This window comes from Pseudovibrio denitrificans JCM 12308, from assembly GCF_001310815.1.
Classification (GTDB): Bacteria; Pseudomonadota; Alphaproteobacteria; order Rhizobiales; family Stappiaceae; genus Pseudovibrio; species Pseudovibrio denitrificans.
Genome location: NZ_BAZK01000040.1, coordinates 1 through 22246, shown reverse-complemented (window position 1 = coordinate 22246; position 22246 = coordinate 1). Strand labels below are relative to the sequence as shown.

Genomic DNA, 22246 nt, shown 5'->3' with positions numbered 1-22246 from the left:
CATTTTCCACACAGTGCGTTTTTTAGGCTTTTTGACCGTTCTTATGTTGAGGGGGCGATACGATTGCTGAAGTGCATTAAGTTTGGAAGGTGGAGAGTGAAATGATGTTTGGTTGAGCGCTCTTTATATGAACGACATATGAGCGACCTTTGTTCTCACGTCGGCAGAGTGTAGGGTGCGGTGCACAAATTGCGCGTTGTGCTATGATCTGCTTCTGAGGAGGTGACTGCTGCAATCATTTCAGTCATCCATTGGTTTTGGGGGTATTATTAGTTCTCTAGGTGAAATAACGTAGGATCGCTGCTTGAAATAAGGCGTGATACTTCACAAAATCTGTAATACCTTAGTATACTATTTTGTGGAAGCAATTGGCAGTTTGCTGGTGTATCACCCGAATTTTGGCAGTTTTTCGTGAAATATCTGTGGGGCTTTCGCGTGTGCGAAATGCTCATATATCTGAAAAAGTATTTTTGAATCAGTTTGTTAGGTGAAATGGCGTACGGCTTGGACGTCACCGGCAGTTTTGAGAGTTTACTGGTAATTCAAGCAATAGATGTGTACGTATTTCACCGCTTTTGGCATCATTCATTCTGTGCCAGTGGGAAATAGGCGTGTCTGATGGTTAAAATGCCAAGATTTCCTATTCGCGATACCGTGAGTTACGGGATCGCGCAATTACAACTTAAGTGGAGGTTCGTATGAAACTTAGCAATGTTGCAGTTGGAGCTGCGCTGATTGCGGTTAGCGTTGCAACTGGAGCTTCGGCAGAAAATCGTTTCGTATCCATCGGCACCGGCGGTGTTACCGGTGTTTACTACCCAACCGGTGGTGCGATCTGTCGTCTTGTAAACAAAACCCGTAAAGAGCACGGCATCCGTTGTTCTGTAGAATCCACTGGTGGTTCTGTTTACAACATCAACACCATCCAGAATGGTGAGCTTGAGTTTGGTGTTGCTCAGTCTGACGTTCAGGCGAACGCATACGAAGGTCGCTCCCAGTGGGACGGCAAGCCTTTCGGCGAGCTGCGCTCCGTATTCTCCGTACACCCTGAGCCAGTAACAATGCTTGCTGCTAAAGGTTCCGGCGTAAACAACTACACCGACCTGAAGGGCAAAAAAGTCAACATCGGTAACCCAGGTTCCGGTCAGTATGCGACTTGGCAGCTTCTTGAAAAAGAAGGCATCGTGAACAAGGGCGATCTGGCTCTGGCAACCGAGCTGAAGTCCGCTGAAGCTGGTGCTGCACTTTGTGACGGCAAGATCGACGCTTACTACTGGCTGGTGGGTCACCCATCCGCATCTACTCAGGAAACTGTAAGCACCTGTGATGCGCAGCTGGTGAACGTTGAAGGTAAAGCGATCGACGATCTGGTCGACAAATACTCCTTCTACCGTAAAGCAACTATCCCTGCAGGCATGTACAACAACGCAGAAGACATCAACACCTTTGGTGTTGGCGCAACTTTCGTGTCTTCCGCTGCTGTGCCTAACGATGTTGTTTACACCATCGTGAAGTCCGTATTCGAAAACTTCGATGACTTCAAAAAGCTGCACCCAGCATTCAAAAACCTGAAAGAAGAAGAGATGATCAAGGATTCCCTGACAGCTCCTCTGCATGATGGTGCGGTTAAGTACTACAAAGAACGCGGCTGGATGTAATCTATCCGGTTTTTCTATAATGCGGGGCGGCTCTAGCCCCGCATTTTTTGGTTTTCTATGAGATTTAGTAGGTTTCTTGCTCTGCCTTTACAGCTAAGGCAAAGGGGGAACTGTATTTGGGGGTGCGAATGAGTCCAGAACGACACAAGGCGCAAGTTGATGCGCAGGAACTGGTCGCTCAGGCAGATACCGGTGCACGAAGCCTTTCTGGCGGCTTAGGCACAATGATTGCGGCCATTGCCTTTTTCTGGTCTGTTTTTCAGCTCTACGTGGCGTCGAATGTTCCGTTTTGGCTGAATGATACCTTTGGCATCAATCTCATCTTCAACAACTCTGCAGTCAGAAACATTCACCTGGCCTTTGGTCTGGTGCTTGCAGCTTTTGCATACCCTCTGTTTTCCCGCAGCCCGCGTCACACCATACCGTGGTATGACTGGGTCCTTGCATTTTTAGGCGCTGCGGCTTGTCTCTACCTTGTGATCATGCGGTCTGAAATCGCTAATCGCGCCGGTCTTCCAACTCAGATGGACCTGGTTGTGGCCACCACTGGCCTGACTGTGCTTGCGATCGCGGTTTACCGCAGCCTTGGTCTGCCACTTGTGATCGTTGCAGCGATCTTTGTCGGCTATGCCATGTTCGGCAATTCTTCCTTCCTTCCTGAAGTTATTCAGTGGCGTGGTGCTTCCTACGGTAAGGCCATGTGGCACTACTGGATTCAGGAGGAGGGCGTCTTTGGTGTTGCTGTCGGCGTCTCGGCTTCCATGATCTTCCTGTTCGTTCTCTTCGGCTCTCTGCTGGAGAAGGCGGGTGCAGGTAACTACTTCATCAAAGCAGCGTTCGCGCTTCTCGGTCACCTGCGCGGTGGTCCGGCGAAAGCGGCGGTTCTTGCTTCTGCGATGAGTGGTCTTTACTCCGGTTCTTCCATCGCGAACGTTGTGACTACCGGTACCTTTACTATTCCGCTGATGAAGCGCACTGGCTTCCCGGCTGAAAAGGCGGGTGCTGTTGAGGTTGCGTCTTCCGTGAATGGTCAGTTGATGCCACCTGTGATGGGTGCTGCAGCATTCCTGATCGCGGAGTTCACCGGTACCAGTTACCATCAGGTCGTTATTCACGCCTTCATTCCGGCTGTGATCTCCTACATCGCTCTGGTGTATATCGTGCACCTGGAAGCGCTGAAGATGAACCTGAAAGGCCTGCCTAAGCCTCCTGTGCATGTTACTGTGATGCAGCGTCTGATTGGCGTTCTGACTGGCTTTATCGGTATCACCATTGTTGGTGCTGCGGTTTACTACGGTCTGGGCTGGACTAAGACGGCATTCCCGTCTCTGACATTCCCAGTGGTTCTGGCGCTGTTTGGTGCAGGCTATCTCTTCCTTGCTTACATCGCAGCTCAGGTTCCTGACCTTGAGGTGGATGATCCGAATGCACCTATCAAGGAGCTGCCGGCTGCTGGTGATGTTGGTCGTACTGGCTACTATTACATTCTGCCGATTGTTGTTCTGATCTGGTGTATTCTGGTTGAGCGCTTCTCACCGTCTCTGTCAGCGTTCTACGCAACCATGGCGATGATCTTTATCGTTGTAACCCAACACCCAATCAAAGCTTTCTTCCGTGGGGAGTCTCAGACTGGCCGCGTATGGCAGGGTATCGTTGATTTTGCTGAAGGCATGATTGGCGGCGCACGCAACATGATTGGCATTGCTGTTGCAACAGCTGCTGCTGGTATCATCGTGGGTACTGTGTCCCTGACCGGTATGCACCAGATGATTGCTGAACTGGTAGAGTTCCTTTCAGGTGGCAATCTACTTGCAATGCTGTTCCTCGTTGCTGTGATGAGCTTGATCCTTGGTATGGGGTTGCCTACCACTGCTAACTACCTCGTGGTGTCCTCATTGATGGCACTTGTTGTGGTGCAGCTTGGTGAGCAGACTGGCTTTATCGTGCCACTAATTGCAGTTCACTTCTTCGTCTTCTACTTCGGCATCATGGCGGATGTGACGCCACCTGTGGGGCTTGCGGCCTTTGCTGCTGCTGCGATCAGTCGTGGTGATCCGATCAAGACGGGTGTTCAGGGCTTCATCTACTCCCTGCGTACAGCAGCGCTGCCGTTCCTGTTCATCTTCAACACTGATCTTTTGTTGATCGATGTTGAACCTCTTCAGGCGGTCTTTGTCTTCATTGTCTCTGTGGTGGCGATGATGCTATTTGCAGCGGCGACGCAGGGCTATTTCTTTGCCCGTTCCCGTCTTTGGGAATCGCTGGTTCTGCTGCTCGTGGCATTTTCTCTGTTCCGTCCGGGCTTCTGGCTCAATCAGGTGCAGGACGAGTACGTAACTGTCACAGGTCCAGCCATCCTTGAGATGGTCAGTGATGCGCAGCCGGGTGAAATAGTGCGTCTTAACCTCGCAGGTCCGGATTTTGATGACATGGATAAAATCCTGACGCTGACATTGCCGCTAACTATTGGAGAAGAGCAGGGTGCTGATGCACGGCTTGAGGCTGCTGGTCTTGTCACGATGGAAGATGATGGCAAGCTGATCCTCGATGAGCCATTCCCAGGCACAACGTTTGCTGAAAAACTGCAGGGCTTTGATTTTTACGGAGATGTTCCGGTTTCAATCCTAAGCTCTCAGGTAGAGGCAGAACGTATGCCGAAGGAATTGTTCTACATTCCTGCGATACTCTTGCTCTTGCTGGTTGTTATGCTTCAACGCCGACGCCAAACTCAGCCCGCTTTTTAAGCGGGCTGTGCCATAAAACTATAATTTTGAGGAGTTGGGAAATGTACTCCAATATCTTGCTGCCTTTGGATCTGAACGAAGAAAGCAGCTGGAAAACTGCGCTTCCCGTGGCTGTTGATCTGGCTCGTCATTACAAGGCTCAGCTGCATGTGGTGACGGTGCTGCCAGATTTTGGCAAATCTATTGTTGGCGGCTATTTTGCTCGCGAATTTGAAACCGAAGCTTTGGAGCGTACCCGTGAAGCTCTTGAAGAGTTTCTGGATACGCAGCTTCCTGATGAGGAGCTGGATGTGAAAGGGCATATTGCCCACGGAACGATCTATGAAGAGATCACCAGCGCGGCTGACAAGCTGGGCACGGATCTGATTGTTCTTTCTTCGCATCGCCCAGAGCTGAAGGACTTCCTTCTGGGGCCAAATGCTGCGCGCGTTGTGCGCCATGCCAACCAGTCTGTTCTGGTTGTTCGCGATAAGTAAAAGCCACTTCTAGTGTTTCTGGTGGACGGTGGTTACGTGTTTCTATCTACCGTTCACCAAAATGTGTCGCAGATTTTCTTGCCTGTTTGACGAAACACATCCAACTTTCAGCAAAATTGTATATATAAGCGTTGGTCATCTGTTGCCGGACCAGAACTTTGTCACGCCATCATGCGTGTCGGCGTCAGGTCCTTCAGGATGCATTCCAAACGGAATTAGGAAAGCTACATGTTGCAAGACATCACCCTATGGGGCGCATTTTTCGCGGGCATTTTGTCGTTTGTTTCTCCCTGCGTCTTACCGCTGGTGCCGCCTTATCTTGGATACATCGCTGGTCTGTCCATTGAAGAGGTGACAAGCAAAGATAAAAGCGCAGCGCAGAGCAACAGGGTTATGATTGCGGCCATGTGTTTTGTGGCCGGGTTCTCAACCGTGTTTGTACTGCTTGGAGCAAGTGCGTCGTTCCTTGGCCAGTTCGTGCTGCAGTATTCCCAGTACCTTGCCTATGTGGCAGGTGCGATGATCATCATCATGGGTCTGCATTTCCTTGGTGCGTTCAAGATCGGTTTTCTTTACCGCGAAGCGCGTGTGCAGATTGATCGCCAGCCGGGCGGCTTTGGCGGGGCTTATCTGATGGGCCTTGCATTCGGTTTTGGCTGGACGCCATGCATTGGTCCGGTTCTGGCAAGTATTCTTCTGATTGCTGGTACGCAGGCTTCTGTTAATCAGGGCGTGATCCTGCTGGCAGCTTATGCGCTGGGTATCGGTGTGCCGTTCATGATCGCTGCGATGTTTGCTGGTCCGTTCATGGGCTTCATGGCGCGCTTCCGCAAGCATATGGGCACAGTAGAGAAAGTCATGGGTGCGTTTCTGGTGCTTACCGGTGTGGGCTTCCTGACCGGTTACATTCAGGCATTCTCTTTCTGGCTGCTGGAAACTTTCCCGGTTTTCTCCCAGATCGGCTAAATCGCTCTATAAATGATGAAATGAAAAAAGCAGGCTCTGAGCCTGCTTTTTTGCGTTTGGAGGATGTGATGCGCTTTATGCGCTGGCCTTTTTCCGGAAGATGCTGGCCGGGAGTGTCGCCAGCAGGAGGCCTGCCATGATCGGTGCGAAGCCGAGGTAATGGAATGTCTGCAGCTTCTCACCGAGAAACAGAACCGCCATACCAACGCCGTAGGGTGTCATCAGATACATGAACATGCCTGCGATGGATGGGCCAACCAATCGGATGCTGAACTGGTAGGTGAGGAACGAAGCAACAGATGCGACCAGTGCTACCCCTGCGATCGACATCCAAACTTCGCCCGTGTTTGGTACGGACGACGTGATTGCCATCTCAGCGACTGCGAATGGCGCAAGGATGAGTGTGCCGAGGATGGCGAGGATTGTGAACAGAGGGGCTGTTGAGATGCTCTGCAGCTGGCTCTTCTTGATAAGTACAGAATAGATTGCCCAACTGAGCGTGCATAGCGCAAAGAGCAAGTCGCCGCTGTTCAGTTGCAGGCTGAGCAGATTCCCCAGTGAGCCCTTGGTGACGATCACGAAGACACCAATGATGGCGAGTGAGATCCCCACAAGCTCGCGCATGGCCACTGCACGGCCTCTGAAGAGCCACTCAAGGGCAAGGATCAGAGCAGGGGCTGCGGAGTAGATCAGCGTTCCGTTGGTGGCGGACGTTTCTTTCAAGGCCAGATAGACGATGGCACCGCAGATCCACATGGCGAGGAAGGCCATGAAGCCGAGGAGCTTCAGATTCTTGCGGATGATCGGCAGGCTTCTTTTCAGCTCACGATATGTAAACGGCAACAGGATGAGAGAGGCCAGACCCCATCTGAAAAAGGCGAGGGTCCATGGCTCTGTATGGGCAATGGCAGGCTTGGCAATAATGATATTGGAGCTCATGAAAACGGGCATGAGAAACAACAGGGCATATGTTGAGGCCCAATTTGAGCTCGAAGGAGAATGAGACACGCGTGGTATTCCGAAATGACCTGCAAGGCTGGGGCTGTTCACGCAGGTGTCGGCGCGGCTGGTCCCAATCTCAGGTGCAGAAAGATGAAGCTAACTTATTGGAAAATGGTTGGCGAGCAATTGACTTTTTCTCGCACCAGTCTTGCGCAGACCACAGCGGTGTCTGCGGCGTTGAAGAATGGGCCCGCTGTCAATGTGAACTGGGTTGTTCCGTCAACCTCAGCGGTTGAGACCCGTTTCTTCAGGTCTCCCAGCAAGAGAGGGTTGTTGTCCTTGAGCTTTTGCCATCGACTGTTGAGCGCGTTGGCATTGTCAAAACTGCCCAGATCAACCGCGAAGGAGGTGCGCACGATCTTGCGACGGCCCGACTGGCTGAGTTTGCCTGCTGCTGGGGTTTTGTGAAACTCAGGCAGCTCTGCTTTTGCCGGGATTGATGCGACAGTTTCAGGCACAGATGCGTCCGGCAGGGTGGTTTCTGTGATTTCCGCCAGTTCGGAGAGTTTCATCTCTGGCAATGGGCCGGGTGCCTGTGGTTGCGGCTTTGCTGCGGAAAGCTCTGGTGCTGGCAGCGTTTCGATTGGTGTTACAGGCTTTTGCTTTGGCTTTACTGCGGTGATGGTCGGTTTGGGGGCGGCTTTGGTTTCAGTCTGCGCTTGGTTTGCGGCTTTATCCAGCGCTTTCAGTTTGCTCGACAATCTGCGGTTTTGCTCTGTCAGACGCAGCATGGAGCGGCGGAGAGAAATGATCTCATCACGCACGGCTCGGAGCTCTTTTGCGTTCTGCAATTCCTGTTGTGATTCGGTTTTTTCGCCAGCTCCGCCATAAATCTGGAAGGCATTTTGTGCTGTTTGTCCACCAATTGAGGCTGTTGTGGCTACAGGGCCGGGTGCTGGGAGTGGAATTATTGCCTGGGCAAAATGGGGTGTTTGGGTTGCAAACTTGCCTGGCATCTGCACTGCGGAGGCGGCGAGGGCGACGAACGAGAGCGCAGCAATACCCCATGCCAGAACGGTCACACGTTCTCGCAGTACTTTCGGTTCTTGCCGTAACTCGTTGATTTTATGAGGAAGTCGCAACGCTTCCAGTCGCCTCGTATTCGAATCTAATCCTAACTATATGTATTAACTTGATTTTTTATGGTTAACAAAATGCAAACGCAACCTGAAAAAGATGTATTAAACACTATCTGCTACTTCTAATGGGTGCGCTGATTTTCTTGGTGAAAGCAAAGGGATGTCCTTTGAAATGCCAAAGCTCTGGTGCAGGTTGCCTGTCAGTTTTGAATTCTAGTTACCCAAGGGGTTTGCATGTCCAATAGTTCTTGTTTGGCAATTGTTCTGGCTGCTGGATTGGGAACGCGTATGCGTTCGGCCCTGCCAAAGGTGATGCACGAGATTGGTGGGTTGCCGCTTGTTGGCCACGTGCTGAACTCCGTCGTTCACGCAGGTGCTGACAAGGTTGCTGTTGTGGTTGGCCCAGAGATGGCGAAGCTGGAAGAGCATGTCGCCATCCGTGTGCCTCATGCGACCTGCCATGTACAGGTTGATCGTCTTGGAACAGCCCATGCCGTGAAAGCGGCTGAAGAGGCTTACAAGGCTGCTTCAGATCACGTTCTGGTTCTTTTTGGGGATACGCCGCTGGTGAAGGCCGACACGCTGCATCGTCTGCGCGAGCGCCTTTCTGGTGGTGCTGATGTTGTGGTTCTGGGCTTTGAGGCAGATGACCCGTTTGGATATGGCCGTCTTCTGGAAAGCGATGGTGAACTTGTTGCGATCCGTGAAGAAAAAGAAGCAACTGACGAAGAACGCAGAGTCACGCTTTGCAACGCAGGTATCATGGCGTTCAAAGGCTCGGCGTTGCCAGACCTGATCGCCGAGATCAAAAACGACAACGCCAAGGGTGAGTATTACCTGACGGATGCGGTGGAAGTGGCGCGCAGCAAAGGCATGCGTGTTGTTTCTGAACTGGCAGATGAGAAGGAAGTGCAAGGTATCAACAATCGCTCTCAGCTGGCCTCTTGTGAAGCTGTGTTCCAGCAGGTTCAACGTGAGACCTTCATGGAAAACGGTGTGACCTTGCAGGCGCCGGAAACTGTCTACTTCTCCTGGGACACTGAGATCGACCCAGATGTTGTGGTGGAGCCGAACGTCGTGTTTGGTCCGGGAGTTCATGTTGACAGCGGTGCTCGTATTCGTGCGTTCTCTCATCTTGAAAAGGCACATGTGAGTGCGGATGCCACGGTTGGTCCTTATGCACGACTGCGTCCGGGTGCGGATATCGGAGAAGGCGCCCATATCGGCAACTTTGTTGAGATCAAGAATGCCAAGGTTGAGAGTGGCGCGAAGGTCAACCACCTTTCTTACATCGGCGATGCGCGTGTTGGTGCAAAGTCCAACATCGGAGCCGGCACGATCACCTGCAACTACGATGGCTACCTGAAGCATCACACAGACATTGGGCTGGTAGCTTTATCGGCTCTGACAGCGTGCTGGTTGCGCCTCTGACCCTTGGTGACGGTGCCTTTGTTGCTGCGGGCTCTGTGGTGACTTCTGATGTGCCTGAAAACGCGTTGGCGATTGGGCGTGGTCAGCAGGTGAACAAGGAAGGCCGCGCCAAAGTGATGCGTGAGATGCTTGCTGCGGCTAAAGCTTCAAGAAAGGGCTGAGCAATAATGTTGCACATTGCTGAGGTTAGCAGTGTGCTTGCTCAATTATCCTCAAGCTGTAACGAAACGAAACACGGATTGATTTCCCTCGCAGCAGTGCATCAGGCTAAAGACTTGGCCAAAAGTTGATGCTCGCATCAGTTGCGAGGTGGGATTTCAAGGAGAACACTTATGTGCGGTATTGTCGGTATTTTGGGGCAGACACCTGTTGCACCATTGCTGGTAGATGCGCTGAAACGGCTTGAGTATCGCGGATATGACTCTGCAGGTATTGCAACTGTTGTCGGCGGCGACCTTAATCGCCGTCGTGCGAAGGGTAAACTTCGCAATCTGGAAGCGTTGCTGGAAGATAAGCCTCTTTCCGGCACAAGTGGCATTGGCCACACCCGTTGGGCAACTCACGGTGCACCAACTGTAGAAAATGCACACCCACACGCTGCTGATGGCGTGATGGTCGTGCATAACGGTATTATCGAAAACTTCCTGGAGTTGCGTGAAGATGTGCGCAGTGCCGGTGTGAAACTTTCAACCGAGACGGACTCTGAAGTTGTTGCGCACCTGATTTCACTTGAAGTGAAAACTGGCAAATCCCCACAGGATGCTGTTGCTGCTGTTCTTGGTCGCCTGAAAGGTGCGTTCTCACTGGCAATTCTGTTTGCTGATCAGGACGACCTGATGATCGGTGCTCGCCGCGGGTCCCCGCTTGCTGTTGGGTATGGCGAAGGCGAGATGTTCCTCGGCTCTGATGCGATTGCACTGTCTCCGTTTACAGACCGCATCAGCTACCTTGAAGAAGGTGACTGGGTTGTCTTGACCCGTGCTGGTGCGCAGATCTTTGATGAGAACAACTCTGCTGTAGAGCGTGTGGTTCAAACGTCCAGCGTTAGCTCCACCATGATGGACAAGGGCAACTACCGCCACTTCATGGCTAAAGAAATCCATGAGCAGCCAGAAGTGTTGGGTCATGCGATCTCTCAGTATCTGAAGTTCAATGAGGGCAAGGTTGCTCTGCCGGAGGGCAATGATTTTGACTTCTCCAAGATCAACCGCCTCGTTATTTCTGCTTGTGGTACAGCTTACTATGCGGGGCTGACCGCTAAGTACTGGTTTGAGAAATACGCTCGCCTACCGGTTGATATCGATATTGCCTCCGAGTTCCGCTACCGCGAAATGCCATTGGGGGAAGGTGATCTGGCGCTGTTCATTTCTCAGTCCGGTGAAACAGCAGATACGCTGGCATCGCTGCGCTACTGTAAAGAGCAGGGCATGACCATCGGTGCGGTTGTGAACGTTTCTGAGAGCACGATTGCGCGTGAATCTGATCTGATCTTCCCGATCTTTGCCGGGCCGGAAATTGGTGTTGCGTCCACTAAGGCCTTCACGTGTCAGCTGGCTGTTCTTGCAAGTCTTGCAGTGCTGGCAGGTCGTCAACGTGGACATCTGAGCGATGCTCAGGAAAAAGAGCTGGTTGGAGCGCTTTCCGAGCTGCCAGCACATGCCATGCAGGCTTTGAAGCTGGAACCTCAGATCGAAAAGCTGGCGCCATGGATGTCCAAAAAGCATCATGCGCTGTTCCTCGGTCGTGGCACAAGCTTCCCACTTGCTCTGGAAGGTGCGTTGAAGCTGAAGGAGCTCTCCTACATTCACGCAGAAGGCTATGCAGCGGGCGAGCTGAAGCATGGTCCGATCGCGTTGATTGATGAGAACATGCCGGTTCTGGTCGTTGCGCCATTTGATGGTGTTTACGAGAAGACCGTCTCCAACATGCAGGAAGTAGCTGCCCGTGGTGGTGAGATTGCTCTGTTCACGGATGAAAAGGGCGCTGAGGCGGCCGGTGTTGCTGCGAACCAGATGATCATCCTACCAGAGCTTCCGGAAATCGTCGCTCCACTCATCTACGCCCTGCCACTGCAGATGCTCTCCTACCACACCGCCGTGTTCATGGGCACCGACGTAGACCAACCACGCAACCTGGCAAAGTCCGTCACCGTTGAATAAGCGGATGGAATGCTGAAGTTTTTAAAGTTCGAGAGTAATGAATTATCATATTGAGTATACTGAGAAGTAGAACTCTACGAACGGTATTTTTGCCTTCCAACCTCTTATAAAAGACACCTTAAATCAAGACCATAGATCCTGTATGATAACTCATACAGGATCTATGGTGTGCCAAATGCAAACTAGCGGTATTTGGGTTCGTGCGGGTATTCGTTAGAGCGGAAAGCGAATGTCTTCCTATGGTTCTTAATTCCAGCGGAGTCCCCGCTCATTCCCTAATCTGTTTCATCCTTGCAAAGCGGAGCAGGTATTGTGTCTGTGTGGTGCGAGGGGCTTGACACAACCGGGATTGATTATGGGTAAATATTGAGTTCCAGCTTTGGCGTGGTAGCTTCCTCCGGCTCTACCGATGCCACTGCGCGGAAAGGCTGCATCATTGATGAATGGCAGGAATGGGAAACTGCACTGCAGCATACAGATGAGTGACAACGGCAGTTAAAGGGCTGTTCAAGCAGTAAAAGCTCAATTATGGGAAATGCTGAAGAAGCGCCTGAATATTTGCTTATAGCCCTAATATCATAGCGGTTTCAGCCATCCAGAAACTTGACAGAAAACAAACGACACTTTTTCGATTGGCTTACTAAAATTCCTAAGTTCCCCTTCAGACAGAGTTCAGCTTGGCGTGTTTCCTGACCTTCAAGAAGAAGAGAGGACGACCACATGAAAACAAGAAAGAAGCTATCCATTATTGCAGCAACTACCGCAGTGACCCTCGCAAGCCCGTTTGTTGTTTTGGCGGATGATCATCGCAGTGAGTATGGTGACAGCAATGAAGGGGCTGCAATTCAGTACACCGGACCAGTAGCTGTTGCGAAAGTTTCCATGCTATCTACCAGCTTGAACCCTTTTAAGGATGACAGTGTCGTTCTTGAAGGCAAGCTTACTCGCCAGATTGACGAGAGCTCATTTGTCTTTGATGATGGCTCTGGTGTAATCACAGTACATATCGATGATCATGAACGGCAAAACCCTCTAACCGTTTCAGCATCAGACATGGTTCGCGTTTTTGGTGAAGTTGAAGGCTGGATAGGGACCCCAAGCATACGTGTCCACAACCTCCAGATTGTCCAGTAGGTTTGCATAGTCAAAGCACTTGCCCTAATTTTAATGGCCCGCTCAACCAGGCGGGCCTCATCCAGAACATCCTTTGAGAAACAGCGATACCATATGTGGGAGCCTTATTGATGTCGATGACATCGGGCTTTTCTTAGTTTTTAGAGACACGATAACTGATGCCGTATCTGTAATGCAGACGAGCCACCCATAATATTCTTAAACCTCTGAAATGACGGCCTCTGAAAGCACCAAGCCAACATTGAATGATGTTTCATCGATGCTACCGACAATTTTTGTCAGCAGAACCCTCCAGACATCTCAACCTATATTTCTACTTCTTTCCTCAAGTTTTCAATTGAAGCTCATTACAAGGAAATGTAAATGAGACGCAGTTGCAAAATGAGTTCATAGAATGCGTAGTTTCTATCAAAAATCGGGCTTTGCCCTGCTTAGCCTTGCTGGTTGCCTCGTAATTTCAGCGAGTTATGCGCAGGACGCCGGCGTTTCATCAAAAAAACTTTCTCAGCTGGAAAACCTCGGCCATCAGTTATTCTTTGACTTCAACCTGTCAAAGAACCGCACTATGTCTTGCGCTACATGCCACACGCCAGATACTGGTTTTGCGGACCCAAGAGACAACGGCTTTGACGCGCCAGTCAGCACGGCTGTCTCCCTAGGCGATGATGGAGAATCCATAGGTGACCGCAACGCGCCATCAGCCGGATATGCCGCATTCAGCCCCAACTTCCATAAAACCAAAGACGGTAAGTTTGTCGGCGGCCAGTTTTGGGATGGCCGGGAGAACGACCTTGAAGGTCAGGCCGGCGGGCCACCGCTGAACCCAATTGAAATGGGCATGCCAAGCAAAGCCTCTGTTGTCGAGCGTATCAAGGAAAACGACGATTACATCGAAACCTTCAAGCAGCTCTTTGGCAAAAGCATTTTTGAGAGCGACGAAGAAGCCTATGTCGCCATGACCAAGGCAATCGCAGCCTTTGAGCGTACTGACACTTTCGCGCCGTTTGATTCCAAGTATGACCGCTTCCTGCGTGGTGAGTTAGAGCTCAGCCCACAAGAGGAACTGGGACGCATCCTGTTCTTCTCTCCTCAGTTCACCAACTGCAATGTCTGCCATCAGCTCAAGAAAGTGCCGGGCTCTGAAGGGGAAACCTTCACCAACTACCAGTACTTCAACATCGGTGTGCCAGTGAACAAAGCCGTGCGCGCAGCCAATGGTTCTCCAGCTGGTACAGTTGACCACGGCTTGCTGGCTAATCCAGCTGTAGATGATAAGTTCTGGGATGGTAAGTTTAAAACTTCTACCTTGCGCAACGTGGCAGTTACAGGGCCTTACATGCACAACGGCGTGTTCAAGGATCTCAAAACGGTTGTTCAGTTCTATAACCGCTACAACTCGCGAAAGAAATCTGCTCAGATCAACCCAGAAACAGGCAGACCATGGGGAGCACCTGAAGTACCAGCAACGCTGGACGTCAAGGAACTGACCACCGGACCTGCACTGGATGACAGACGCATCAACGCACTGGTTGCTTTCATGAAAACGCTCACGGATGAACGTTACGAGCACCTTCTGGAAGAAGAATAAGACGAAACTTCAATGTTTTTCTTCATAAGCCTCGCAGCCACTTGCGGGGCTTCTTTATTGCCATCGTGCACGCATTCCCGCAATAACCGCCAGTCTCAAAAAGAGTTTTCAGTCTATGATCTGTATTTTGAACTGTCAGTCTCTTGTTTGCTTTGCAAGCGACGGATGGCAATATTTTGTATTGAGGAAGAAGAGTAGAACAGGCGTAAGGAGCTTTATGGAATTTTGATCAGAATCTTTGAGGTGATTAAATCATGTATTTTAAAACTTGACTATTATATTCATATTAAAGATATTCCGGTTGTTAAATTATCCAATACTCGCAAAAGTAACGGCACCGGTTAGTGACCAAATCACAACAACGCGTCCAGGTTCATATCAAAAGCTATGAGATATTGGTCCGGTATGCGGCATCGATTACCAAAGATTGGGCACTAAGTGAGGATATTGTGCAGGAAGCGTTTTTGCGTTTCGATGCCAAGTCTCCCAATAACGCAGAGAGTTATCTGCGCCGGATTGTTCATAATCTCTCCATCGATCATTTGCGCAAGCAACAACGCGAGCTTCAACGTTTTGATCACGAAACGCCGGTTGCTTCATTTGTGGAACAGAACCCCACTCAAGAGAGTGCTTTGGCCCAAAAGCAAGAACTTGAGCTGGTGTTGACCGCTCTTGCGGAGCTGCCGGAAATCACGCGAAGAGTTGTCGAGATGCATCGGTTAGAAGGGCTCAAACTGAGAGAGATTGCGAGTAGCTTGAATCTTTCTGTGACGCAGACACATGAGCATTTGCACCGAGGTATCAAGCATTGCATGAGGGTCCTCAATGCAAAGAAGTAGGATCTTTAATGAGGTAAAGTACACAAGTTATCGCATAAAACATATTTGGTTCAAAATTGATTTTTTTGCGAAAAAGACTGTCCTTCAAACGTCTCCTCTTAAGATGAACAGCATCATAGCCGTCCCGAACTCAGCGACTACTTCAGGATTAAGCCAATGACACTTGCAGATTTCAGAAAAGAAGTATCGTCTTCCGTTGAAGATGCTGCAATCAGCTGGTTCATCCTTTTGGAAGAGTATCCTGAGGATTTGAAGCTTTGGGAAGAGTTTGATGACTGGTTTCTTCAAGATCCAACTCATCAGGAGGCATGGCTCGAGGTTAGTCAAACATCAGAAGTACTGGGGCAGCTTGAACTTAGCAGTACTGAACAGGGCCCAAAGCAGGGGATTGATGTCGAGCCAGCCTTTGCCTCTCATAATTTCTTTGCACGCTCAAAAATGGTTTTTGCTGCTGGCTTCTCTTTTCTTCTGCTGCTCTGCATAGGCCTGACCGTTCCTCAACATTTGACGGTTTGGCTCTATGCAGATCATAAAACTGAAGTGGCACAGACAAAGGAAGTTGAACTTGAAGATGGTTCGACAATCTACCTTTCAGCCTACTCGGCGATTGATTTGGATTTTACAGATGAAATGCGAAAAGTGAGCCTTCTGAGAGGGGAAGCTCTCTTTGATGTAGCCCGAGATGAGGAACGGCCATTTGTTGTCACAGCTGGTGATACGACAACAAAAGTGCTTGGCACACGCTTTAATGTAAACAAAGGCCTTTCTGCCGTGTCTGTCGGCGTCGAACATGGGCATGTACAGGTTGTCGGAAGCTCTGATGTGAATGAAGTCATAGAGTTAAGAGATGCAGATTGGGCCAGGATGCATGAGGATAGGCATCCTGATATTCGATCACAGAATGCGGAATACATCGCTGCGTGGCAAAGAGGTAAGCTTTACGTCGATGACCAGAGCTTTGAAGAAGTTCTGTTTAAGCTGCGCCGTTTCATGAAGACGCCGGTTTTGGTGCTCGATCCTCGTATCAACAGCAAACGTGTGACTGGGGTGTTTGACTTGAGTAAACCCCGACAAAGTCTGAATGCTATCGTCGCAGCTCATACGGTTAAGCTGAGAGATTTTGATTTTTTTATCACAATCTCAAAGATATAACACGTTGATAATAATGTGTTATTTGTGTTTTTGTCATCTGTCTACAAAAATATGAGTATTTTTCTCAGAAAATAAAGCTCTCCGGATCGTCTCCTAAAAGAAGTTGGGACTGCAGGTTCTATCTACTGACAAATTGATGACGACTTGGAAGTGATTTAAGAATGGATATGGGGAACCAAGTGGGGTTGCGCTTAGGGGGGCGTCCCACAAAAAGACTAGCGAGCTTATTACTTGTAGCACTGTTTCAAACGACGTGTTTGACGTTGCCAGCAGCTTATGCGCAATCAGAAGCAAGTCGATCTGAGCTTTCAAAACAGGTTGCGTTCAATATACCTGCCGGGTCTTTATCTGCTGCTCTTTTGCAGGTTGGACAACAGGCAGGCATACGGCTTTCAGTGAACGCGCAGAACATAAAAGGCATCAACGTATCTGGCTTTAAAGAACTGATGACAGCTCAAGGTGCGCTGGATGTTCTGCTGGATGGTACGGGGTTGGTTTATGAGATTGATCCATCCGGCATCATTATCATCTCCTCTCTGCAGGATACAGTTTCAGCTGGTGATGGTGACCCATCCTTGCTGCCTGTAATTGTGACTGCCTCCTCAGGAGATGCCGCAGGGTGGCAGGGGGCACCTGAGTGGGTTTATGAAACACCTCGGGCCATTAGCGTTATCGGGCGCGATGAAATAAAAAACTCTAATGCTCGCGGTGCTGCTGATCTGTTTGCAGGAGTACCAGGAGTAAACGTGGCGGATAATCCGCAGGATCCAGGTATTAGTATTAATATTCGTGGTCTTCAGGATCAGAACCGCGTGAACGTCATGATTGATGGTGCTCGTCAGAACTTCCAGAAAGCTGGGCACGACGAGGTTGGACGTTTTTACATTGATCCAGCTTTTGTAAAACAAGTTGAGATTGAAAAAAGTGCCATATCCGGTGTTGGTGGTGCAGGGGCCATGGGTGGCGTCGTTAACTTCCGCACAATTGAAGCATCTGACTTGATAAGGTCTGGCAAGTCCTATGGTGTTGAAGGAAAACTGGCCTCAGGCACAAATGCCTATAACTTTAGCGGCAATCTTGCAGCTGGGGTAAAACTGACAGAAAACATCAGCTTTGCTGCCGGTATTAGTAAGAAAAATCTGGGTAAGTACGACGCTGGTAGCAAAGGTAGCCTGACTTACAGCTCTAGTGGGCAACCGATTGTTTTTACCGGTTCTGAAACATTATCCTGGCTCTCAAAGTTGAACCTCAGTTTGGGAGATGATCACGAAGTCGTACTGGGTGCACTTGGTTTTCATGATGCATTCACCAACAGTACGATTGGTGGTGATTTCCAAAATGACAGCGACATCTCCAATATCACGGGTACAGCAACTTACACCTGGCAACCAGATGACAACTGGTTTGATCTGGAGGCTAAGGTTTGGGCAAACCGCACTCAAAATGACCAGTACCGTTTACCGCGAACGGCAGGTGCAGGGGGCTTTGATAATGATCATGCGCTCAACACATTTGGAGGGAGCCTCCAAAACACAAGCGAGTTTGATCTATCTAAGCTAACGATATCCTGGAATTACGGCGTTGAAGCCTTTCGTGATGTGGGTAAGTCAACAACTGTACCCGACAATCCAGCTGATGATCCAAATGGGTTATGGATAGGAGCTGACCCAAGCGGTGAACGAAGTGTTTTCAGCGCATTTAACCAGTTTGCACTGTCTTACAATGATCTGATCAAGCTAGATATCGGATTACGTTATGATCAGTTTCATCTGAGGGGGAGTTCTAGGGCGCTGGAGTATGACCTCACTGGTGTTCCATCGGTTGTTGATCAATCTATTTCAAACTCAGGAAACAGGTTCTCTCCAACCTTTGGGCTTTCTATGTCGCCAATTGAAAATCTGCAGTTCTTTGGCAGATACTCGGAGGGATATCGTGTGCCGACAGTAATGGAGACCTTCCTGGGTGGGGAACATACCGGTGGTGGTTTGCCATATCTGCCAAATGGATCGCTAAATGCAGAGCAAGCCAAAACTTGGGAAGGAGGCGTGAACATTCAGCTTGATGATCAGCTTATTGAAAATGACAGGCTTCGGCTCAAGCTCTCTTACTTTAACCGTGAAGTAGAAAACTACATAGCACTAGCAAGTGTGGCTGGCGTGACATTTGATCTTGGTGGGTTTCAATACCAGATACCTTACTACCAGTACGCTAACCTGTATGAGCCACTTAAAACGCAGGGTTTCGAACTGGAGGCACTTTACGATGCTGGTCGGTTCTTCGCTGGAGTTGCTTTCAATCGCAGTTATATTGATCTACCTGACACATTCTCGTTCGATAACCCCTACACAATGTTTGGAGACGCGAAGGATCGGGTCATTTTGCTCAATGTTGCTCCCAAAACAAAGCTAAGTGCAAATGCCGGTCTTCGGTTTTGGGATGAGAGGCTGACATTGGTGGGCGTGTCACACATGTTGAACCTGATGGCCAGTTCGGCTTCTTTGCTAGCGGTTACGAAACAGATGATTATACCATTGTTGATCTCTACGGTTCCTATGAGTTCAATGAGAATGCAACGCTTCGGGTAGATGTAAATAATCTTGGTGATGTTGCATATGTGGATGCGCTCACTGCGGGTGGGTTTCCATCTCCGGGCCGCACCATCACGGCCGCTTTAAACTTCACTTTTTAACATCTTAGCCAGCCAGCTTTCTGCCAGCCAGCCTGACCGATCGCATCTGCGATCCCTCAACGTTCTATAGAGAACAAACAACCATCTGATGAGGATATCATGGCTGTAACTATCAATTTGAGCGATGCAAACAATGACGGCACCGGCATCAACATGCCTGCTTACTTTGCGGACTTTAATCAAAACTTTGATCGCTCAGGTTGGGGACACTTCTCCTCGAACCCATTCGATTTTAACGGCAATAACTATGCTGCAACAAACGGATCCGCACTACTTCCATTCGTAAGCGATGATGCCCAATCCTTCATTGTAGACTCCGGATCAGCAGGCGATATCTCCTATAGCCTGATCAATCATGTACTCAGTGGAACACTTGATAGCGTTTCCTTCGGACATGGTCTGGATTACAATTCATCTTCTGACTCCTTTGCACACACCACAAACGATATCAGTATTTCTGGCTTAGGATTGTCAGGCTCTGGTTCCGGTAATCCGGTTCACAATGTTGTCTACGGTCTTATGAGCAACAACACCACTGCGCTGGAAGCCCAACTTGACGCCAATGATCTGGTCATCAATGGCAGCTCTGGTGCTGATACCATCCAAAGCTATGCGGGTGATGACACCCTGACCGGTAATACCGGCAATGATATCTTTGTCTTCAGCTCAGGTTCCGGCACTGATGTCATCACGGACCTTGCAGCAGGGGATGTTATTGATGTGCTTGGTAACTGGAATGGTGTTAGCGAGTTTGATGATCTGATCATCGATTACGCTTCCGACCCAGGGAATGCTGTCATTTCCGCTGCTGGTACAACAGATACGATCACAGTAGAAGGCTTCTCCTCAGGTCTGGACGAAAGCTTCTTCATTTAAGTCCCTTTGCATTAGCGCAAAATGCAGCCTCACTGAACTGGTCTTGAGATCGAGAAGCAGTTCAGTGGGGCCGTTTTATTGTGGATTTGCTTGTTACATGAATCGATTAAGGGCCTGGCTGAGCTGATGAAAAGGCTTGTTTGTAGAAAGATATTCCGAGTTATCTCGGTTGGTTTGTCATAGATGCGGATATTTCCAAAAATCAATTAGAACCGATGTATAGAGTGCGAGTGTTTTGGGGCCGGCATTGGTTTTGAGGGGCGGCTGGCAACGTAGGCAGCTATGGCGCACATGATGAGACAACTTTCTGTATCTAGGCTCTTGCTGCTTAGAAAAAACAAAGATTTCTTGTTTCAAAAATGAAAATGAAATCTATTTTAAATTGTATTATTTTTAGATATCAACTAAAAATAGAAAAATAATCTAGATGAAATGATTTAAGTGAAGCGAGTTGATTTTCATTTAGATTATATTTCTATGCAATATGCATGCTCCAATAAAATAGGTGCGACTTATAATGATGAGTTTGCTTCATCTATAGTATTTATTTGCTTAATATTATGTAAATTGAGAATCAAATCATATTTGATATTGGATTTTCTTCGTGAAAGCGTCTCGGAAATTTTTTAGTTTTCTGAGGTTGGCATGTCTGATTCTGTTTCTTCCAATAATGCACCTGTCTTCGGTCCTGTTGAGGCGATTACCTCATCAGAGCTTTTGCTTGATGGGAATGGCTCGTTCCTAGACGGGTTTGGTTCTGCTATTGCGGTGAATGCTGACGGCACTTTGGTTGTTGGTGCACCTAATGAGCTTGGACCAAGTAATGGTTCTGTTATGGTTCGCCAGCCTGACGGCCAAGGTGGTTATGTTGAAACGAAACTGAAGCTTCCAGCTGGCGCCACACCTGACAAGTTTGGTGCTTCCGTCGCGATCAACGATCAAGGTGTTGTTGTCGTAGGAGAAAAAGCCGATGGTGCGGGTGGTGCGCTATACGTTTACCTCCCGGATGAAAATGGCTCTTACGGAGAACCAGTCAAGCTAACCGATGCAAATACTGGCGTAGGTGCACTTGGAAGCTCTGTTGCGATAACAAACGATGGCGTAATCGTAACTGGCGCACCTTATTCTGCGAATAGCGAGATGCAACCTTCTGGCGTTGTTCAAGTTTTCAAACAAAATGTTGATGGAGAATACGTTCTTCAGCGCTTGGAAGCACCGGATGTAGCAGTTGGCGCACTCTTTGGGCAGTCCGTAAATACCAGCAATACTGGACTTCTGGTGGTCGGAGCTCCTGGTGATGATGATAACGGACAGCTGAGTGGAGCTGTTTATATTTATAAGGAAAATGCTGAAGGCTTTATGATGCGCCGACTAAACTGCTGTTGCCAGATGGTGTCTCTGGTGATCAGTTTGGCAGCTCTGTAAGTGTTAATGATCAAGGTGTGATTGTTGTTGGTGCAAAAGGCGCCGATGCTGACCTCTTTGATACAGGCTCTGCATTTGTCTACATCCCGAATGAAGATGGAACATATGGTGATCCTATCGAGTTAACAGTAGACGACGCCACATTACTAGATAAAGCCGGCACCTCAATCGCGATTGGAAATGATGGTGTTATCGTTGTAGGAACCGCACCTAGTGTCAACACTGAGGGACTTGCACTCGTATTTACGCCAAATGGAGAAGGTGGATATACTTCAACTAAACTTATCGCTCCTGATGCAGCTTCAGACGACGCTTTTGGTCGGAATGTATCTATTGGTGAAGATGGAACGATCTATATCGGTGCGCCAGGCAATGATGATGTCGCCTATGATGCAGGTTCAGTCTACGCTTTCAAACGGGATATTCTTGGAAACTATGTTCATCTTTCCAATGAATTAGCCCTTTTGGAGAGCACTGATAACTCAATAATTACAGACAGTTTAGAACTGGCATTTTCTGATGCGGATATAACCGATGCAGATCACAGCGCGACAGTTTCGTCCGTCAGTTTCACCGGTGTTGCTACCGGGCTTTCTTCTCTAAGTAACTCTGAGCTTACTGAACTGCTTAAGGTGACAGGTGTTACTTCTTCAGAAGGCAGTGTAGATGGTCGTATCAACCTGACATTCGAGGCAGCGTCAACAGTGTTTGACTATCTGGCTACTGATGAGCAGGTTAAACTTACCTTCACTGTAGAGCTTACAGATACAGCCGGCGGCACGGCTACTCACCCTGTAGTTGTAACTGTCGTTGGAACCAATGATGCCCCAGTCGTATCAGATATTGCAGCATCTACTTCAGAGGACAGCCCTCTAGAGATTTCACCTGACTTTGTAGATCCTGACCATTCCGATACACATACAATTACATTTGATGCGTCGGAAACAATAGGTGAAGTGACTTTTGTCGATGGCAAGTTCCATTATGATCCAAATGGGCAGTTTGATGAGTTAGGCGCTGGTGAGACT

15 protein-coding genes and 1 pseudogene are annotated in these 22246 nt (G+C 49.2%); 14 read left to right on the top strand and 2 right to left on the bottom strand.

Features of this window, described 5'->3' with window-relative positions; translation table 11 throughout:
- The first annotated feature begins 698 nt into the window (after positions 1–698).
- From JCM12308_RS26645 to JCM12308_RS26630, 4 genes are all read left to right on the top strand, one after another.
- Positions 699–1658 carry a TAXI family TRAP transporter solute-binding subunit gene (locus tag JCM12308_RS26645; protein ID WP_008546441.1) on the top strand — a complete coding sequence of 320 codons (960 nt, stop codon included), beginning with the start codon at positions 699–701 and terminating at the stop codon, positions 1656–1658.
- A 128-nt stretch (positions 1659–1786) separates the two neighbouring features.
- The gene (locus tag JCM12308_RS26640; RefSeq protein WP_054785677.1) at positions 1787–4402 is read left to right on the top strand and encodes a TRAP transporter permease; all 2616 of its coding nucleotides are present in this window, start codon (positions 1787–1789) and stop codon (positions 4400–4402) included.
- A 41-nt stretch (positions 4403–4443) separates the two neighbouring features.
- A complete protein-coding gene (locus tag JCM12308_RS26635) occupies positions 4444–4878 on the top strand; it encodes a universal stress protein (RefSeq protein ID WP_008546255.1) in 435 nt (144 codons plus the stop codon).
- A gap of 228 nt (positions 4879–5106) precedes the next feature.
- Positions 5107–5844, top strand: coding sequence for a cytochrome c biogenesis CcdA family protein (locus tag JCM12308_RS26630; protein ID WP_008546769.1), 738 nt, complete (start codon positions 5107–5109; stop codon positions 5842–5844).
- A gap of 75 nt (positions 5845–5919) precedes the next feature.
- On the opposite strand, the gene JCM12308_RS26625 is transcribed toward JCM12308_RS26630, so the two are convergent.
- Positions 5920–6852 (bottom strand): DMT family transporter, encoded by a 933-nt coding sequence (locus JCM12308_RS26625; protein WP_280138430.1) that lies wholly within the window; start codon positions 6850–6852, stop codon positions 5920–5922.
- Positions 6853–6947: 95 nt separating this feature from the next.
- Positions 6948–7868, bottom strand: coding sequence for an SPOR domain-containing protein (locus JCM12308_RS26620; RefSeq protein ID WP_054785675.1), 921 nt, complete (start codon positions 7866–7868; stop codon positions 6948–6950).
- Positions 7869–8159: 291 nt separating this feature from the next.
- Between JCM12308_RS26620 and glmU the strand changes: the two are divergent.
- The 10 genes and pseudogenes from glmU to JCM12308_RS26570 all read left to right on the top strand — a co-directional run.
- A pseudogene (gene glmU, locus JCM12308_RS26615) lies at positions 8160–9517 on the top strand (bifunctional UDP-N-acetylglucosamine diphosphorylase/glucosamine-1-phosphate N-acetyltransferase GlmU).
- A gap of 171 nt (positions 9518–9688) precedes the next feature.
- A complete protein-coding gene (gene glmS, locus JCM12308_RS26610; protein WP_054785674.1) occupies positions 9689–11515 on the top strand; it encodes a glutamine--fructose-6-phosphate transaminase (isomerizing) in 1827 nt (608 codons plus the stop codon).
- A 720-nt stretch (positions 11516–12235) separates the two neighbouring features.
- The gene (locus JCM12308_RS26605) at positions 12236–12649 is read left to right on the top strand and encodes a YgiW/YdeI family stress tolerance OB fold protein (protein ID WP_054785673.1); all 414 of its coding nucleotides are present in this window, start codon (positions 12236–12238) and stop codon (positions 12647–12649) included.
- A 394-nt stretch (positions 12650–13043) separates the two neighbouring features.
- On the top strand, positions 13044–14237 hold the full coding sequence (locus JCM12308_RS26600) for a cytochrome-c peroxidase (RefSeq protein ID WP_054785672.1): 1194 nt from the start codon (positions 13044–13046) through the stop codon (positions 14235–14237).
- A gap of 344 nt (positions 14238–14581) precedes the next feature.
- A complete protein-coding gene (locus tag JCM12308_RS26595; RefSeq protein ID WP_054785671.1) occupies positions 14582–15076 on the top strand; it encodes an RNA polymerase sigma factor in 495 nt (164 codons plus the stop codon).
- A 156-nt stretch (positions 15077–15232) separates the two neighbouring features.
- On the top strand, positions 15233–16228 hold the full coding sequence (locus JCM12308_RS26590) for a FecR family protein (RefSeq protein ID WP_054785670.1): 996 nt from the start codon (positions 15233–15235) through the stop codon (positions 16226–16228).
- 161 nt (positions 16229–16389) lie between these two features.
- Entirely contained in the window at positions 16390–18813 is a 2424-nt protein-coding gene (locus tag JCM12308_RS26585; RefSeq protein ID WP_128647524.1) for a TonB-dependent receptor, read from the top strand.
- A 203-nt stretch (positions 18814–19016) separates the two neighbouring features.
- Positions 19017–19793: a heme acquisition protein HasA gene (locus JCM12308_RS26580; RefSeq protein WP_054785668.1), complete on the top strand. Its 777-nt coding sequence runs from the start codon at positions 19017–19019 to the stop codon at positions 19791–19793.
- A gap of 645 nt (positions 19794–20438) precedes the next feature.
- Positions 20439–21218 (top strand): FG-GAP repeat protein, encoded by a 780-nt coding sequence (locus JCM12308_RS26575; RefSeq protein WP_054785667.1) that lies wholly within the window; start codon positions 20439–20441, stop codon positions 21216–21218.
- A partial coding sequence (locus JCM12308_RS26570; protein WP_208978966.1) for a VCBS domain-containing protein occupies positions 21176–22246 on the top strand: 1071 nt, incomplete at its 3' end. The genes JCM12308_RS26575 and JCM12308_RS26570, both read left to right, overlap by 43 nt.